Origin of the sequence: Undibacterium sp. KW1 (assembly GCF_009937955.1) — a bacterium.
In the GTDB taxonomy this organism is placed as follows: Bacteria; Pseudomonadota; Gammaproteobacteria; order Burkholderiales; family Burkholderiaceae_D; genus Undibacterium.
Genome location: NZ_AP018440.1, coordinates 99,757 through 117,129, shown reverse-complemented (window position 1 = coordinate 117,129; position 17,373 = coordinate 99,757). Strand labels below are relative to the sequence as shown.

14 protein-coding genes and 2 pseudogenes are annotated in these 17,373 nt (G+C 49.2%); 3 read left to right on the top strand and 13 right to left on the bottom strand.

Annotated features, from left to right (window positions below; genetic code table 11):
* Positions 1–10: 10 nt before the first annotated feature.
* Both UNDKW_RS29920 and UNDKW_RS29915 read right to left on the bottom strand, forming a co-directional pair.
* A complete protein-coding gene (locus tag UNDKW_RS29920; RefSeq protein ID WP_162060112.1) occupies positions 11–568 on the bottom strand; it encodes a hypothetical protein in 558 nt (185 codons plus the stop codon).
* A gap of 148 nt (positions 569–716) precedes the next feature.
* Positions 717–899 (bottom strand): annotated as a pseudogene (locus UNDKW_RS29915) (transposase); the annotation flags it as partial.
* 413 nt (positions 900–1,312) lie between these two features.
* On the opposite strand from UNDKW_RS29915, the gene UNDKW_RS29910 reads away from it, so the two are divergent.
* Positions 1,313–2,383, top strand: coding sequence for a DNA-binding protein (locus UNDKW_RS29910; RefSeq protein WP_162062213.1), 1,071 nt, complete (start codon positions 1,313–1,315; stop codon positions 2,381–2,383).
* A gap of 630 nt (positions 2,384–3,013) precedes the next feature.
* On the opposite strand, the gene UNDKW_RS29905 is transcribed toward UNDKW_RS29910, so the two are convergent.
* Positions 3,014–3,806 (bottom strand): IS5 family transposase gene (locus UNDKW_RS29905; RefSeq protein WP_162062212.1). Its coding sequence is split into 2 segments (ribosomal slippage): positions 3,014–3,542 and positions 3,541–3,806, totalling 795 coding nucleotides; the frame shifts between segments, so codons are not numbered across the junction.
* A 162-nt stretch (positions 3,807–3,968) separates the two neighbouring features.
* Here UNDKW_RS29905 and UNDKW_RS29900 point away from each other — a divergent pair.
* Positions 3,969–4,962 (top strand): annotated as a pseudogene (locus UNDKW_RS29900) (IS3 family transposase).
* Between the two features lie 317 nt (positions 4,963–5,279).
* Here UNDKW_RS29900 and UNDKW_RS29895 read toward each other — a convergent pair.
* The 10 genes from UNDKW_RS29895 to UNDKW_RS29850 all read right to left on the bottom strand — a co-directional run bounded on the left by UNDKW_RS29895 (position 5,280) and on the right by UNDKW_RS29850 (position 10,791).
* A complete protein-coding gene (locus UNDKW_RS29895; protein ID WP_162062211.1) occupies positions 5,280–5,678 on the bottom strand; it encodes a hypothetical protein in 399 nt (132 codons plus the stop codon).
* Positions 5,654–6,118 (bottom strand): hypothetical protein, encoded by a 465-nt coding sequence (locus tag UNDKW_RS29890; RefSeq protein WP_232063481.1) that lies wholly within the window; start codon positions 6,116–6,118, stop codon positions 5,654–5,656. Before UNDKW_RS29890 ends, UNDKW_RS29895 begins: the two co-directional genes overlap by 25 nt.
* A 46-nt stretch (positions 6,119–6,164) precedes the next feature.
* Positions 6,165–6,551 (bottom strand): hypothetical protein, encoded by a 387-nt coding sequence (locus UNDKW_RS29885; RefSeq protein ID WP_162062209.1) that lies wholly within the window; start codon positions 6,549–6,551, stop codon positions 6,165–6,167.
* Between the two features lie 58 nt (positions 6,552–6,609).
* Positions 6,610–7,578: a hypothetical protein gene (locus UNDKW_RS29880; protein ID WP_162062208.1), complete on the bottom strand. Its 969-nt coding sequence runs from the start codon at positions 7,576–7,578 to the stop codon at positions 6,610–6,612.
* Between the two features lie 774 nt (positions 7,579–8,352).
* A complete protein-coding gene (locus UNDKW_RS31260) occupies positions 8,353–8,586 on the bottom strand; it encodes a Lar family restriction alleviation protein (protein ID WP_370529159.1) in 234 nt (77 codons plus the stop codon).
* A gap of 55 nt (positions 8,587–8,641) precedes the next feature.
* Positions 8,642–8,941 (bottom strand): hypothetical protein, encoded by a 300-nt coding sequence (locus tag UNDKW_RS29870; RefSeq protein WP_162062207.1) that lies wholly within the window; start codon positions 8,939–8,941, stop codon positions 8,642–8,644.
* 37 nt (positions 8,942–8,978) lie between these two features.
* Complete coding sequence (locus UNDKW_RS29865; protein WP_162062206.1) at positions 8,979–9,260, bottom strand: hypothetical protein; 282 nt, start codon at positions 9,258–9,260, stop codon at positions 8,979–8,981.
* Positions 9,261–9,286: 26 nt separating this feature from the next.
* Positions 9,287–9,511: a hypothetical protein gene (locus UNDKW_RS29860; RefSeq protein ID WP_162062205.1), complete on the bottom strand. Its 225-nt coding sequence runs from the start codon at positions 9,509–9,511 to the stop codon at positions 9,287–9,289.
* Between the two features lie 417 nt (positions 9,512–9,928).
* Positions 9,929–10,468 carry a hypothetical protein gene (locus UNDKW_RS29855; protein ID WP_162062204.1) on the bottom strand — a complete coding sequence of 180 codons (540 nt, stop codon included), beginning with the start codon at positions 10,466–10,468 and terminating at the stop codon, positions 9,929–9,931.
* 80 nt (positions 10,469–10,548) lie between these two features.
* Entirely contained in the window at positions 10,549–10,791 is a 243-nt protein-coding gene (locus tag UNDKW_RS29850) for a hypothetical protein (protein WP_162062203.1), read from the bottom strand.
* A gap of 1,504 nt (positions 10,792–12,295) precedes the next feature.
* On the opposite strand from UNDKW_RS29850, the gene UNDKW_RS29845 reads away from it, so the two are divergent.
* On the top strand, positions 12,296–17,311 hold the full coding sequence (locus tag UNDKW_RS29845) for a FliJ family protein (RefSeq protein WP_162062202.1): 5,016 nt from the start codon (positions 12,296–12,298) through the stop codon (positions 17,309–17,311).
* The last annotated feature ends 62 nt before the right edge of the window (positions 17,312–17,373 follow it).

The window sequence follows — 17,373 nt, the reverse complement described above, 5'->3', positions numbered from 1 at the left end:
CGAACACGCATCACAGAAATGATCGTTGCAATTGCGACTGATAGGCCGTGCAAAGGTGCTGTCCAAAGCGCTGCAATAAGGTTTGGAATGTTGACATCAATGACCCCAGACGCGCAGAACGATGTGTTGTCATGAACGGATTGGCATCCTGTAGTGGTGGTCGGTGCGGTAAGCTACGGTAGACACTCGCCTGCATGTGTAAGCGATGCAACCATCGATACGCATTGCGCGGCATGCTGACACCGGTCGCCTGGTGATAAGCGTGCTGGACGGTCATGCCCGCCATCAGCAAGAGCACCAACGCCACCACACAGCAGCCAGCATGATGTAAATAGCGGATGGTCGAGTCCAGATAAAGCTGCATGGTACGCCCGCAACCGGTGCGATGATGGCGGTTGGAGCAGTAGACGCGTTTGCCAACTGCTTGCGGTTCGGCACCCAAGCGTTTCTTGCGGATGAAGCCGTGCGAAACCAAGTGCTGTGTTTGCTGACAATGCTTGCATTGCGCGTACTCCAGCTGCATGGTCTGTTGGTGAATGGCTTGAAGGTTGGGATAGTAGCGTTGCATGACGGCACCTGAATCGGAAAAGATGCCTATTTTGCAGTATTCAATTTGGTACAGGAAAATTCGCTTGGGCGAATTGGCGTTATAACTGACAGGTTCTTTGATGATGGGAAATCGGTACAGATAGGCTGATTTGTACGGTGGGAGCTGGGGAAATTACCTGGCGGGCAGCGATCTGTTCGAGTCGGTACAGCGGCAAATGATCGGCAAACTTGCTGACCGCCACCCAGGCCAGCAAACCAGGAGCGGCCAGGCCGCCGTCGATCACTGCTGGCGGGATCGCTGCCACAGTGACTGTATCGCAGCCGCGGCAGGCATAGTGAGGGCGAATGTGGTATGCCTCGTCAAAAAGATGTATAGCAAAAAGGGAATCAAGATTCAGAGTTGATTGAATCCTGACGATCGTGAAACATTTATATCTAATATTTTCTCTTCCAAAGTAGCTGAAAAGCTTTATCACATAAGGCTTTCAGCTAAATCCCGCGTCGAATTTCCTTAAATGTTTCACGCAGTTGCTTGAATCAAGTAGATGCAGGAATTCTCACCTTGGGGGCATCACCTAAATAATACATGATAAGTAAGATAATCATGCAATTATTAGATTAAACGTCTGAATATTGACGAAATAAAATAATATATTTATTATTAGGTCGTTCCCAATAAGAAAATTCCCTTCTTTTGCGGGTTGTCGCCGATTTCATTGAGCTAATGGCAATTTTTTAGCTTTTCTTCCTTCAGGAAATACGTATGTCTACTTCTGTTCTTTCAGACCGTTCTTACACCAGGCGTGAAGCTGTCTGGGCTGCGTGTAATACCCTGGCTGCCGCATCAGAAAAACCGTCGGTCTCCAAAGTGCGCGGTTATTACAAGGGCGGATCGGACACGGACGTTCAGGCCGATATCCATGCCTGGTATGAGCGCTTGTTCAGTCATCACTGTGCGCAAGCGGCTGGCCAGGGGATGCCAGACGAAGTGGCGGAACTCATGCGGCAGTTGTGGGCGACAGCCACCGCTGCAGCCCAGGGTCATCTCGCCCACGAAAAGTCCCTTCTGACCCAGGAGCGTGCGCAGCTTACTCAGGAGCATGCCCAAATGGCTTCACTTGTTGAGGAGAAACAAAAGCTTCTGGAGCAAGTGCAAGGTGAATTGGCTGGTCAGACGACGAGCCTGGCGGTTTCTCAGGAGCGCTTGCAGCAGGCCTTGCAAATGAATGATGGCCTGAAAGCAGAACAAGGTGTGCTGTTACAAAGGCTGGAGGCTATGCAGCAGGCGATTGACGAGCGCGACAGGCGGCATGTGGAAGCGATGCAGCAACTGTCATCCCAATACCAGGACAGCCTGGCTAATCTGAATGCGGATCATAAGAGCCGGTTGGCGGAGTTTGAAGCGGCTGGTATCCAGAATGAGCAGCGTTATCGCGGGATGGAGCGGCATATGCTGCAGCAGATTGAGGAGGCTCGGGCCAAGTCGTTGCATTGGGAGGGGGAAGCACTTTCTCTGCGTTCCAGAAATCAGACCGAGGTGGATCTTGTGAAAAGCCAGTTGCAAAATGCCCGTTCGACGATCGATGCTTCCAGAGGGGAAATTAATGCGCTGAAGGGTCAGTTGACTGCCTTGAATTTGCAGAGGGATGCGATGATTAAGGAATTGGCTCTGGCGTCCGTTGCTCTCTCCCCTGCCCTGGCCGTTGAAGAAGATGGTCGGCAGTTGGATTTGTTGGATGCGGGTGGTCTTGAAGATGGTTTGAAAACGACTGGCAATGGGAGTATTGCACAAATAAGAGAGCGGGAGACCGATCCAGATGGTGATGGAGAATAGCGTTTTCGAAATTGATCTTTGTCTATACACGATTCATTGACTTTTTGATATTCTTGGTCGATGATCGCTTACATTAAAATGAATGGAGCACGAAATTGCGCTGGATCACTGCACTGCATTTACAGACTTGGGCAGACACGCTTCGTGCGCGGACTGTTTTTCCGGCCTTGGTCGCAGACCTCATACGTGCGTCGGCGCAAGAAATTTCAGCGATTCGCTTTCCTAACGGTGACATGGGAATGGTTAGGGGATTCGATGGTGTTCTCGAGGCGCGCGGAGTCCTTAACATTTGTAGGGCATTCTGCCTTTTAAACGTTTCATTCCGCCCATTTGCACAAACTGGACACCAGGATTGACGGTGCAAAATATTACACGGTTGGGCTCGCCATTCATGCCCTTGATCACATACAAATTGCAGGTGTTTGCGAATTCCTGCGTATTCAATCGATAAACATCTCCCGCCCCTCTTTTCAGCTATCAACTGAAATGTTTTCAAATCATGTTTGTTGTAATGCTGTCCACGGCATTGAGGACACCAGCTTTTCCTATAAACAATATGTTTCGCGGTGGCAATCCATTCATGTCCTAAACTGCACCGAAATCTAAGAACCTGTTCGAGATCTTTTTTGATCACCCGCGCCGCAAGAGCAAAGTGAGGAATGCCAAATTAACGAATTGCAAGCTGGTATTCAATTGTCGCTCACAGTTTTTCCAAAGGCGATGGCATTTCTCAAGCCAGGCAAAAGAGCGTTCCACCACCCACCGCTGAGGCATGACACTAAAGGTGTGGAGTTCATTGCGCTTGGCAACTTGTACGGACGCCCCCAGAATTTGATGGACACCCTCAGCAAAAGGGCGCCCCGTATAACCACCATCGACAAGCACGCTGGCAACCTTGCCCAAGGAATGCTTGTGCCGCTCAAACGCTTCCAGTGCTCCCTTTCTATCCGTGATGTCGGCTGTTGTCACGGCAATGGCATGAGGTAGCCCCTCTGTGTCAACGGCAATATGGCGCTTGATTCCTGATATTTTCTTCCCTGCATCGTAGCCTTTGTGTTTTGCCGTATCCGTGTTTTTGACACTCTGGGCGTCAACGATCAAAAAGGTGCTGTGTACGTTCCGACCATGTTTGGTACGGGCCGCGCCAACCTGATTTTTTTAAAGCCTGCTCCAGCAGGCTTAACTCACTTCCCAACGGCTTCTCTTTCCATTGCTTAAAGTACGTGTACACCGTACTTTTAGGAGGAAAGTCGCTCGGTATCATGTCCCACTGGCAGCCGCTTTTTAACACGTACAATACCGCGCAAAAAACATCATATAAATCCACTTGGCGCGGCTTGGTTTTCTTGCGTGCGCTCAGCAGAATATCTTCTATCTTCGCAAACTGTTCTCTACTGATGTCGCTTGGGTAGGCTTTTCTCATCACCTAAGTTTACGCAATATTCCTTTTGTTTACAATAAGATCTCGAACAGCCTCTTAGAAATTGCTAGCAAATATCACATCGGAATCACTAGCATAGAGCTCTGAGGTATCCTGACTTTTACGGACATTCCTGTTTGTTAAAATAAACGATCAGGAGAAATAATGAAACAGAAAAAGAGATACACGCCAGAGTTACGGGAAGAAGCAGTGAAACTTGTGTTGGCACAAGGGTTGACACTAGAGGAAGCTGCATCACGCCTTGCCATTCCGAAAGGGACTTTGGTTGGCTGGGTAAATGCGGCCAAGAATGGCCAGACGCAGAAGACAGCACCAGGAAGCCGTACCGTGCCGGAACTCGAAGCGGAGGTAGCCAAGCTGCGCAAGGAGCTGGCCCAGGCAAAGATGGAGCGTGATATCGTAAAAAAGGCGGCAGCGTACTTTGCGCAGGAGTCGCTGCCAAATACGCGTTCATGAAGACCATGCGACTCGATTATCCCATTGCCAGCTTGTGTCGCAGCTTTGGCGTCTCCCGTAGCGGCTTCTATGCCTGGCTAAACAGCATCCCGTCGGAACGTGCCAAGGTGGATGAACGTCTCAAGCTGGCCATCACAGCGGTTCACAAGCAAAGCCGGGAGACTTATGGTCCCCTGCGTATGCAACCGGAGCTGGCAGCGCAAGGGTTTAAAGCGGGTCGTGACCGTATTATTCGATTGCGCCGGGTGCTAGCACTACGTTGCAAGCAAAAACGGAAATTTAAGGCGACAACCAACTCGAATCATCAATTTCCTGTTGCAGAAAATCTGCTGAACCAAACATTTACTCCACGCAGTCCAAATGAAGTATGGGTGACCGATATCACCGTGGTAGCCAATACTGCGCACTGGGCTACAGAGAATTGCTAGAACAATTTGGCATGCAGGCATCCATGTCACGCAAAGGAAACTGCTATGACAATGCGCCTATGGAGAGTTTCTGGGGAAGCCTGAAAAATGAACTCATACATCACCAGCACTATGCAACACGTGCTGATGCACAGGCTGCTATCCAGGAATACATCGAAAGCTTTTATAACCGCCAGCGACGTCACTCGCGTCTAGGCAATATGTCGCCTGCCTTGTTTGCTGAAAATTTTTATCGGCAATCGCAGGCAGCTTAGAACATGAGTGTCCGTTATTGACAGTACACCTCACTCATCCTGCTTTGGGCATAGCTTTGGAGGTCCAGTTCCAATCTTTGGTGCAATAATTCAATCGATATCATTGTATTTTCCTATTCTTCGAACTCAAGCATAAATGCGCTATGAACTTCTGGCGATGTGGCAGCATATCGGTCTTGAATATTTCAAACGTTCGACCTTTTCCGTCTGCAAATGCCGACGTCGGGAAAGTCCCTGCATCAATCATAGTAACCAGGCTGTAGGCATCTTGAACTGTCATGCCTATTTTCGATTTGTTCAAGCTCACAATTATTGCTTTACTGTCGGATCAATTTTCGTCCAGCACGCAACCAATGCACTGCCTTTTCGCAATCACCTTCATCCACAGCACCGATGACGTTTTCTATGGCCGTGGTAACTTGTGTAGCATCAATTGCGCCCAATTTGAAATCGTTGAGAATTGACCCGACAAAATTCGACACATCTTCTTTCAATTGTTCGGCATTCAAAACGGGGGAGCGATAACCAGACGGCCCAACATGCTGGATGTCCATGCTGTAACTCAGCGCCTCTGATTCCAGCTTGCTTGCCAACATTTCGTCGATACCGGCGGTAAGTATCTTCTCTTTCAGTTGGTCGATGCGTTCAATCGACACTCTTTCGCCTTGATAGCAAATGTCGAATTTGACTCTCAGCACGCTTTTATTTTCATCCATTCTGTATTCCTTGGACAGTTATCCCAGTTGTCTGGGTTATCTTCATGTGGTTTGAAGTCTTGAAACACTATCTCATTATTTTTCCAAGCAAGGGTTTCCCGGCTATTTCCTGGATAACCCTCTGCGCACGCCAATACTTCAATCGATCCAATAACTTGTTCACCCATCTCTGGTGACAGTTTTGAGGTGATCCAGTCGCAAAACTTTTCAATTTCATTATCGTAATGCTTGAATTTAGCGGACACATTCAGGGTAACGTCGTCATTGATTACTTCTACACTGCATCTATACAAGAGCAATTGCCACCTCTCAGCAGAAAAAAATTCGTGCTCTGGCAGAATGAAATCTTTATCAGCATAGTTGCTGATAATATCCATCATGTCACTTGCACTATTGCAATCAAGTTTTGCGCAGAGAATAAATTTTGTAAGATCACCCATCTATTACCTTGTTTCCTTTCCACGGCCTGGCGGGGTGCCGGCCTTCTCAGTGGTACTGCCAACTCGTGGCTGGCAATGGTGTTACCTGGTGCGTTTTCCTTTGGTCATTGCAAGCGCTCTCAGGTAAGCGGTCCACTGCGTATTTCACAGCAGCTTTCGGCGTGCGAAAATCAGTAAATTCCTTCACTGCCGTCTCTTTCTCCGCAATCAGTTCGGCCACCGATCCCACTAGCGGCTTACTCCACATCAAACCGCTGAAGTGACCATTGAAACCCGTCACATACGCATGCTTGCGGATCGTTGCAACCTGCTTGCCTGCGGTAGTGGCAATATGAATTTGAAGGCCACCCGTGTCTGGCGAGAGCCAGACAAGCTCCCCAACCGGGATACCTTGCGGTTCAGTCCAGCGTCCGTCGACCTCGCTCTCGTCCATACTGCTTTTTGCCTTTCACAGCAAAGCGCAGTACTTGGTTCACTAGCTAACCAAAGCGCTAGTTAATATAGGATAAAAATTCTTTAGCTAATTCAGGCGTAGATGAGAGGACATACTTCATTCTTGTACCTGGTTGCAATAGCTTTTCAGCCAACATTGTATAGGTGATAGGAGTTCCATCGAGCAAATAAGCATGTGCCCCAGCTTTCATGGCAATAAACATGCCTGGAACAACATCATGAAGAAATTGGTCCCGAAGAGAAAAGAGGAGATCGATACCCTTACAAGTGTTCTTTCCATCCTTCATTTTTGCACGATCGGCTAGTCGAACCATCATAGGGTTACCACTTAGGGTATGCAAACGGAAGTTTGGAGGAGGTGCCTTCTCCATTTGAGTAAATTTTTCTTCGAGCTTTGGAAACTTGGATAGTGACCTAAAAGCGTTGATTTTTTGGCCGTAGAATGAGATAACAGATTCATTGAATTCCTTGCACGTACCAGGGCCACGCATTTTTCGACTTATTATCGTTTCATTCGAATCGCCTGCTTTCGTGGCCCAAACTTTCGCATCGGGATCAGAGGTACTAGCAAAAAATATATCGCCGTTCGCCTGAGCAATAACAGAACCTAGAATCGCTGGAACGTGGGGATCAAACAATATTCCAGCACAACACCAATTTTCTATTCCCAGCTCAAGTAAGTCAGTGCCATCGATCGGATCGATAAGGGCTGCAATGCTACCGTGTGGAACAAGATTAGTCATAATGGTATCCGTGCTGACCAAACTTTCTTCACCAATAATTACTATTTTATTTCCAAGTTTTAATTCAAGAACACTTCGAATTTCATCTTCTGCTCCGTTGTCAATACGTAATCCGCTCTTACCTGTCCTTTTATTTGTCATCTCAGCCAAACAAATTTCCGGACCACTCTGCCGCTGTCTTAATGCCTCATACAAAGCATTTTTTGCGGCCATGACTAAAGTGCGTGTGGCTTCTATTGAGTCTATTGAACTTTCATCAATCATAATCTTCTCCCAAGAATTTAGCTTCAAATGAATTTATCTACGTACTAAACAGTTGCCCTCAAATAGTTTCAATGATGGAACGATTTTCCTCGATCCGAAGTCATTTTTCTCTGCTTTTAGCGCGCACTTGCGCTGTGAACTAATATCTCCGATGGCGGCAGCCATTCGTGCCAGGCAGCGAGTTCACGCGATTCTTCAAATGTCGGTAGTGTTCCCGACCGGCCATCCCTGTAGAGCACATAGTGGCAAGCGCCCTGGTAGCACGCTTGAATGGCAAAAAAATATGCTATCCACGATAGCGCAATTACCGCGCCAACTTGGACAGGCTTCTCAAACAGCCGAGGGGCAGGATTGCCGCTGCGACGGGCTTTAACCCTACACGCAGAAAGATATACAATCGGCGAGATGACGGTTAGCAAACCAATCATAAGGTAAAAGTACATGCGTTTTCCTCGTTTTCTTTTACTTCCAGACCCAGCCTGAACCCTTACGGCCTGGATTCTCAACTTCTTTCGAATATGGTGGTCCCCACAAATATGACTTCGTTTTCGTCGTAGCTTGGCCGTCACCGCCACAGTTTCGACAATTCACGTCGAAACCGCCCTGCGGGTATTCATTGCTGTAATCTCTTGGAATGTGCTTCACCCCCTTACCACCACATTCCGGACAACGAACCTGGAATGGCCGAAAAACTCGATTGAGAATGTAGATGATGATGACAATTGCAATTATTGCTTCCATAGCTTAGCCTTAAATTTGCTTCCAGGTGGTTAGCTAGAACGTTTTCCCTCCGTCGCTGCGCTCTTGAGCGCATTCCCTACAATTCCAAAAGGCAATGGCTCCGCTGATGGCATCAGCTTCATTTTCCCTTGATTCCGCATCCGACCAGCCAATTTGAGCGCAGCACATAGAGCACATGCAGGAGTGCTTGTTTAGTCCGTTTTGTCCAGTGCCAGATATCAGCCTACCAGCACCGCCGCAAAATGGACAGGGCTTTAATGCCTCTATGACGTCCCCAATTCATATTCATGCATCGCTTTTTTCCTGTTCCAACGATCTTCTATCAAGACAACTTTTGCAGAGTTATTTTGGCCTCACTTGCATTAGCAGACTCCATTGCCAGCATCAAGTCAGCAATTGCCTCCTTGTCACCCTGCATCGCGTAAGTGGTGCTTCCGCACGCACAAACGCCAGCAAACACTCCGGCAATGCCAGGCATACCACGCGTGTTCATTGTCTGAATCTCAAGTATATCTGCTTTGCATTCATTACAGACAATTCCAGCCGGTTTTATAGAGTCTAGCTTCGCCTTCGCATCAGCTGCCCGCTGTTCCAATGTTCCACGATTTTTTGCTTGTCCCATTATTATTTCCTCAGTCAATTTCAAAGCCAAACAAAAGTTATAGTCCAGCACCTTGTAGAATCAATCTACCTAGTGGTTCTTCAAATGAATAGGTGCCATAATGTGCATTGCAATCCCATACACTAATCCCCACTCCGACCTCCATTTCAATCCAAACTGTCGCAATATCGGAATCATTCACATCGGTTCCTTTGAATAGATCACGTATTTCCTTACTGAGAAATTTGACGGGGACAGTTTTCAAAAATTCTTGCGCGCTCCCGTCCGAACTGGCCCTTTTTTTGAAACCGGCTGCAATAAGTCTTTCGGGAGCAATCATTCTGTTTTCCTTTGGTTAACTGTTAATTACAGCACGTCGTCTAAATGTATCGGGCTGTCGAACCATTGGAAAGTAAATTCATCATCCACGCGATCAACGACAACGAACCATTCCCCAGTATCATACAAACCTGTTTCCGCTTCATCAGCTTCTATCTTGGTCTTCAGGAATGCTTCGATTTCGTCACGGGCTATCGGTTCCCCCGCCTCTCTTTCTTCCGTCGTATCAACGTGCTCGTGTACTACGACCAACTTCTTGCCCTCTAGCTGAGCAAATCGCTAATATTGAAACACCGGAACCATGTTCGCTTGTAATGAGCATGTGTGATGTGGTTTTGTCGTTCAATTTTTTTCCTTTATTGTCTATCCGACTTGCAGCCGTCCAACACTGGTGAAATTAGAGCAGTATGATCGGCAGCCGTGACTTCTACTTTGACAGTCTGAGTGCATTTCCGCTTAACACCGTAACGATCTTCATTCTCCATTTTGACTGTCACAAGTCGAGAAACGTCGGGGCCGGACATTGAAACGACAGTAAACTTGGCTGTCTGCACTCCGAATGATTGGTAAGCCATCACACTTGGGATAGCAATCAGTACTGTAATCAGAACCGACCCAATCCAGTCGCGGTTGTTACGTTCATTTTCCAAAACATTTTCCTTCTTCGAATTAAACTGGAGACTTGGTTTTCTTTGACCGTTTTGTAGCTGATTGGCCTACAATTTTTTGTATTTTCCAAGGATGATTATCTGGTAAAGACGCAAGTGCCTGTTTACATTCTTCGATATATTCGGGATATTCGAAAGAAGTCAGTACACTGCGATAACCAACATCATCAAGTTCCTCTGGTGTGCCCGAGCCAGGCAACTTTTCTGCCCAAAGCAGCAAATCATTACAGACTTCGTCATCGTCTGACAACGGGGGCGTCATAAGATTTTCTAACGGATGCTCAATAAGTGGCTGAAGAATAGCAGGGATGTTCTCTTCTGAACGGGCAGCTTTTAACCACATATTGGCCAAATCAGGAAAATCACGAACGAAAGTGTAATCAAAACCTATCGGGAGTGGTTCCGATTTTTTTCTTTGCGCTGCTGCTGGCTTTATTCTTTTGTCTTCAACCCACGCGAGACACCAGTCCCTGTTGGAAGTCTTCGGCCAGCCATTCATAAATGGCGGATTGACCCGACACTGGCCTTTGCCACCAACCATTCCGCTTTGCTGACTGGCAGATGGCTCCCACGCTTGGCACGAATCACAAAATTTATGCATGACTACTATATTTTCCTCGGTCAGTAGGTCGATGGTTGCGCAATGAAAACAGCATCCTCAAGCGCCGCTACTGCGGATTCTTGGGTGCCAGTCAGCGCAGCAGCCAGGTGGAAGAGAGCAGTGGCGCGATTACCTTGGTCTAGCTGGCCTGAAGCCCTGTTGATTGCAGCAATTGCAGCGATGACCGCATTGACTTGACCAGCAGCGCCAGAGTCCCCAAGCCGCTTCTTCATTTCCTGCATAGATTCAATGTTATCAAACATTCTATTATTTCCCTTTCGTTAGCAGTTAACCGGCTGCGGGGCGCTAACGCCAGTATTCGTTGGCAATTCACCAGAATACATGTACAGATCCCACGTCCCCAAAGACAATGCACGGACACCTTTCGCCATCGTCGAAATAGCCTAAAACTCAGCGGATGCTAAAAATCCCTTTCCTTCCACACCTCCCAGGGATCTCCAACTTCGATTACCTATCATTTCCGACCAGGTGGGCCTACCTACCACAAGAATTGGATCTAAAGGCCGCAATGCTGCCCGACTCAACAATTCAACACCAGGTTTTTTCTTAACAACAGCATCGTAGATAATGAAATGGTGGGACAAGAAGACAGGGCACTTTGTCATCAACTTACATACCCAAAGCACTTACAAAGACACTTAGATTCTTGCTTGCCTTGAGTTTGACCATTAGCTTTAGAAGTTATTTCAAGTTTTGTTCATTTGACTGCCCAATTAAAAAGTAAGTAATAGACAACAATTTATCATGTATAATTGCTAATTAAGAATTATATTTTGATAATGATTGTTAATTTAATTTGCTTCACTCATATATATTTCTTCAAATCTTGCTCATGAAAGAATGGGTAAAAAAGAGCGTGATAGCCTGGCAAAATTGAATCGCGCCATTGCGCGAAGGGTTAGTCACGCAATTTGCGCTAATCCCCTCCGTCGGCAATTCATTCAAGTGATTGTGCGATAACCTATTGGGAACTATTAAGACTTCCCTAATTGATGGCATCACCAACGATTAGTCTGTTTTCAACAGGTGGCGATGATCGATAGGCGCTCTTGAGCATGCTACGTGCATCCAGATGGAAGGAGCCATTACCCCAGTGCTACATACTATATCTATGCGCTTTGCGTGAGTTCTGTAAATGTCAGTCGCGTGCGCTTTCTAAACGTCGCTGTTCTTCATTCTCAAGATCTGCGATAGGAAGATGAGAGTAGTGATCAGGAAAAGGGAAATGCTGTTGCAAGATGCTGGGTCGGGAAAATAGGCACTTATGCAAATAATTGCGAATTTTTTCACTCTATATAACTGAAAGTGTTATGTGATAATTTTGCCATTATCTCGGCACGACCCCAGCTTGACTGCACCGGCAATTCCAGCCCGCCGGGTGATACCAGGAAATCAAATAATAGTTATTTATTTGAAATCTTCCTTGCTGCCTCAAGGTCTAATATTTATAATTAATCTAGCCTATTAGATAATTGTTGTTGCTAAAAAGAACACCGTTATCCAACCAGGCAGCACATGCGGTGCCGGCAGCAAGAGTACGTTGTATGAATTTTTGCCGCGCAACACATGAATCGTTGTTCAACAAGATCAAACAGCCCGGCAAGCATGTTGCGTCCTTGTGCCCTCCCCTCCCTGGCAGCCTGCCCGGCGGGTGTCCGGTACGATCAGGCATGACCACAATTCGTGGCCTACTCGTGACCTGTACCCATGCATCATGACTGACCGGCAATACACAAGGAAGACATGATGACTACCTCCAGCTTTGTCTTGGGATTTTCCACCAACCTCACCATCGGCCTCAATCCAGACTGGGATCCGGCACGAAACAAACTCAATATTCTCTACCCGACCACGGACGAAGCCATGACGCCCGCCGCGCCCGCCGTATCGATGGAACGCGGTACCTGGACTTATCCCGACATCAGCCTGCACAACAATGCACTGAGCCTGCTTGATGCGCTTATCCCTTACCAGATACTGACCCCGGCTGCTGACATTGACGCGGTACAGATCGGCGCCGGCGCCCTGCTTGGCGGCGCCTATCAGAGCACCGCTTCGCTACAACAGTTGTCCGGCGCAATCGGCGTTGACCTGACCAAGGCAGACTATCGCTATGCATTGGTGAAATTGCGTCGTGTTGACAGTGAAGTCACTCATGCGTCACAGACTGGCGGCATTCTGGTGCATGCGCGGCCACGTCAGCCCGATGCAGCCTATCACCTGACAGAGAGCTTCATGTCTGACATCACCAAGCTGCCCCATGCAGGCCGCAGTCGTCAGCAAGACTATGGTGATCAATTGGTGCAAAGCGATGCAGAACGGGTTCTGGCGTCCTTTAAGCAATACGGCACGCACTATGTGTCGGCACTGGAATTTGGCGACACCATCCTGCAGGTATTTGCCTACATGCCAGAAAAATTTACCCGCATCGAAGAAGCCTATGCCAATGGCAATAACATCCTGTCCGGCCCGGGTTCACAGGATTTTGTGCAGTTCACCACTGACAGCAAGACAGGCGTATTTGGCCTGGTGGCTGAATATGGCAAGGTCTTGTGCCTCAGCAATAGCGCGGCATTTACTAACAGCCTGCAAAACCAGTCCTGGCTGGACAAAATCTGGTCGCAAAAGAACAGTATCTTTGCCTTGTTCAACCCCAATGCCAGCTTTAGCCTGTTTACCCTGCAAGAACAGTTTACCGAACAGACCGTCAGCAAGGTAACGCTCGCCAGCATGGGGGTGATGATAGAACAGAAGCGGCTCTTGCTCTGGCAGCGGGTATTCAAGGGGGCGATGGTGCAGAAATATCGCGACAATGTGCAAGCCAACTTCATGGTCTATGACGACCGCGATTTTGAACGCATGCTGCCAGCCGATTTCAATGATGTAACATCCTTCATCGCTACGCCAAACATCAATGTCTACAAGGCCCGCCTTGACATAGGCGAGATGCAGTTCGTCGCCGCCTCCGAGGTCATCAATTTCACCCTGTTTGCCAATGTGCTGGCCCTGAAGACCAATGCCGCCTTTGCTGTGCCTGGCAAGAACCTGAGCCTGTATGCCCAAGTGTTTGACATGCGCAGCAAGGGGCAGCCGCGCCAGCTGGAATTGAGTGACGCCGGTTACGACCAGCTCAAGCTGGCCTGCGACGAATTTCTCGGGGCACTGGTAGTGCGCAACCGGGCAGGTGACCGCTATAGCGTGATTGTGGACGGCCTGCGCTTTGGTCTGCAAGGCAGCGGCGCCGGCGCAGTACCCATACTGGCTGGAGATGTGCGCCTGTCGCCTGATCAGGAAGCTGTACCGAAGCTGATCAACAGTCTGCAATATTCAATGAGCTTTGCCGAAGCCGTGCTGAGCGACCAGTCAGCCTGCGCAAACGATGGCCTGCAATTACTGATGCGCCGTTACCTGAACTGGATAGCCAGCTGGATACCTGTCCTGCCCGACGACCCCGAAGTGATCGTCCTGCGCGTGCGCGCCATGGACCTGGCGAATTTTGTCAACGACCCGGAATCAGGCGCCTTCGTACCGATTCTGCCATTCGACGATTACCAGCAATATGTACAGAAAATTCTCGGCTACCTTGACCGTATCCAGCTGCAACTGGTGCAGAATGAACAGCGCATGGCTAACCGCCGCCTGCAGGAACTGGTCATCGATGTCGGCAAGACCCTCAATGAAAACATCATCGAATCAGGCAAGCTGGTCAGTGGCATTGTCGATGCTAATATCGCTCAGCAAAAAGACATGCAGGGCTTTTACCAGTCAATGATAGACCAGGGCAAGGCTGAAGCTGCACAACAGCAGACAAAACTCAATGAACTCAACAAGCAACTGTTGCATGCCAGAGGGGATGTGGATGTCGCCACGCAACAGTACAAGTCCGCGGTCGAAAAATGGGAAACCATGGAGATCATCAAGTTTGGTCTGGATGTGGCGACCAACCTGTTCAGCCTGGGTACGTCCTTCTTGATTCCGGCCTCGTCCATTTCTGCTGTCAAGGACCTGGGGCTGATGGCGCAACGCATACAGAAAACCCTGAATGTACTCAACGCCACGCAAAAACTGTATACCGGCATCAGCACCGGCCTGACAGGACTCAATGGTGCACAAGCCGCACTTGACGGCCTCGATGCCGGGCAGTTTGGCAATCCCTCAAGCCAGTCATGGGATGAGATGTCGCTTTATTTTGACCAGGTGATGGCAACCGGCCCCGATGTCAAGGCAGAAAAGGCTGCATTGCAGACCGCCTTCAAGATCATGGTATTGCGCGGCAAGGCTGTCGCCGGTGCAGAATCTTCATTGCACACCATACAGCGCAACATCTATACCAATCAATTGCAGCAAGAACTCAATGCCCGTCAGGCAGCCCGACTGGCCGAGCTGCAAAATAAACTCAATCCTGCCAATGTCAAGGACCTTGACCGTTCTGCCATCGATCTGATGGGCCTGACTGGCCAGCTGACCTATATGCAGAACCAGATGCTGACCATACTGGCCAGGGCTTTCCTGACGCAGGACCAGGCATTGCAATATGCCTACCTGCAGGCAGCTACACCAATTACGTCTTTCAGTCTGCTCAAGTTCAGCGCCGCCATCGTGCAGCAACACGGCCGCACCCTGGCGGCAAAGAGTGCGCTGGCACCTTACCAGCCGGTGCGCACCAAACCCATAGAATTCGTGATCGAGGGCGTCAATCCGCAAGAGCTGACCAACGGCAATATCTACAGCCAGACCATCTTCCTGGACAATGCTGTCTTCTATAAGTATGCCAATGCCCGCATCATTGCCGTGCTGGCCACTGTCGAAGGTGTCGCGGGTACCGACAGCGGGCAATACCTGCTGCGGCTTGCCTATAACGGCAACCCTTTCAATGACCGCGACATGAACCGTGACCGGTTGAGCTTCCGCACACCATGGCGCGAACGCATCTATGGCTATCAGTGTGAAGATAACAGCCCGACCTTCTCTGATCATGGTGAATCCTGGTCAGAAGGTGTCAGCCGGGTGACACCGTTCTCTACCTGGGAAATTTCTTTCCCAGCAACCCAGACCAATCGCGGCTTGCGTTTTACCTCAGGCACAGTCACCCTGCGTCTATCCTTTGTACTGGAAGCGCGTATCGTCGACCCGGCCATGCTGGCCAGGCTGCGCATGGTCACACCTGCTGTCAGTGCACTGGCAGGCCCGGTAGCACGCAGGGCAATTGCGCCAGAAGCGGATCATGCCGCCCTCAAGGCATTCGCCCTGCCATCCAAAGAAAACCTGCTGACAGCGCTATATCAGCAAGGCAGCTGCACCAATGGCTGGGACGTCGTGTTCAACATGGGCTTGTCAGAAATCAACCGCGTCCTTGCCATCCAGTATGAAGAGTTAAAGACATCGACCACTTACAAGAACAGGATCGTCGTCTCTACTTCAGAAAAATATCCGGGCAATGTCACCATCAACACCTATTTTGAAGTCGAGTATGGTTACCCCAAACTGGAATTCAGCGTCAACAGCAACAATACAGCCAGGCTGGACATGGAAATTCTCAAGGGTACGATGAAGGTATGTACCAAGATAGGTTCTGCTCCGGAGGTATGTGATCCGCCGCAAAACATCACCGGCGAAACCATGACGGCCTACGTACCCTTGGGCAAGGTCAACGGCCAGGTCAAGGTTGGCAACCAGAACCATGACGTACTCAGGGTAGAACTGAATATGCTGCAAGGTGCATTTTCGATAGGCAATATCCGGCTCAGTGACGCCACCAAGGTCGAATTCAACAAGGCTGTACAGGCTTACTTCACGCAGAACCCGGTGGTCTACCTGATCAACCAGCTGGACCTGACGGAGATCCCCACCCTGCCCGCCTTAAAACCCAGCAACTTCCTGTTCAAGCCCCTGCAGACCGCCAGCGGCAACCAGATGTTGCAGCTCTACATTATGACTGGAGGGCGTGACCTGCTCAATTACTCGCTGGCTTCACTCAACAACGTGCCTGAACCGCTGCCACAGGGTCAGAACACCAGCATGATCGTCAGCTCTCAACTGGTGTTCCGCGACATACTGCCGCAAAGCCTGCGCAATAATGGCTGGACACTGCAAGGCCAGAACCCCGGCAGCAGCGCCAAGGCCTGGACAGCCACCTTCACCAGCGCCAGCGTGACTGCCACCGTCGACCTGAGCCCGCTCAACCATAGCAGCAGTGTTTCCGGTCAGGGCGGCGGATCAACGACGCGCTATACCTACTCCATCCCCGGCGGTAATGACATCGCCTGGAGTCTGAACGGCACCACCCTGAAAGTCCAGTCGAATGGACAGCTTGTTTATGGCGGCACCCAAAATCAGGTCATGAATTATAAAGAGCATTCGTCAACCACGTTCTATCCCTGCTTCTTCAATTGCACCAGCACCTCAGACAAAGACCTCAGCACCGAAGTCAGTCTGAATGTACAAGCCTTCATGCCTTTGTCAGTGGGCGGTGACGGCCGCAACCAGAAGATCAACATCGCCATGCAAAGCACAGGGGTCAAGGTGGAAGGCCATATGTCAGGCGGCGGACCCAGCGGATCAGATGACCTCAAGAGCCAGGTCAACCAGCGTATCAATAGCCAGATCCCACCACAGATAGAGAAAAAACTGTCCATCAATTTTGAAGCGGTTTCTGTCTTTGCGCTGAAAAACCTGCTATTCCCTTCAGGCAATTACATCAGCTTCAGCAGTTGTGATGTACCAGGTGATTTGCTCCTGCTGGGGAATATACAGGCGAAATAAAAACAAGCCAGACGTTCTCGTAAAAACCGCATGACCAAAACAGACAAGGCGTCAATTCAATA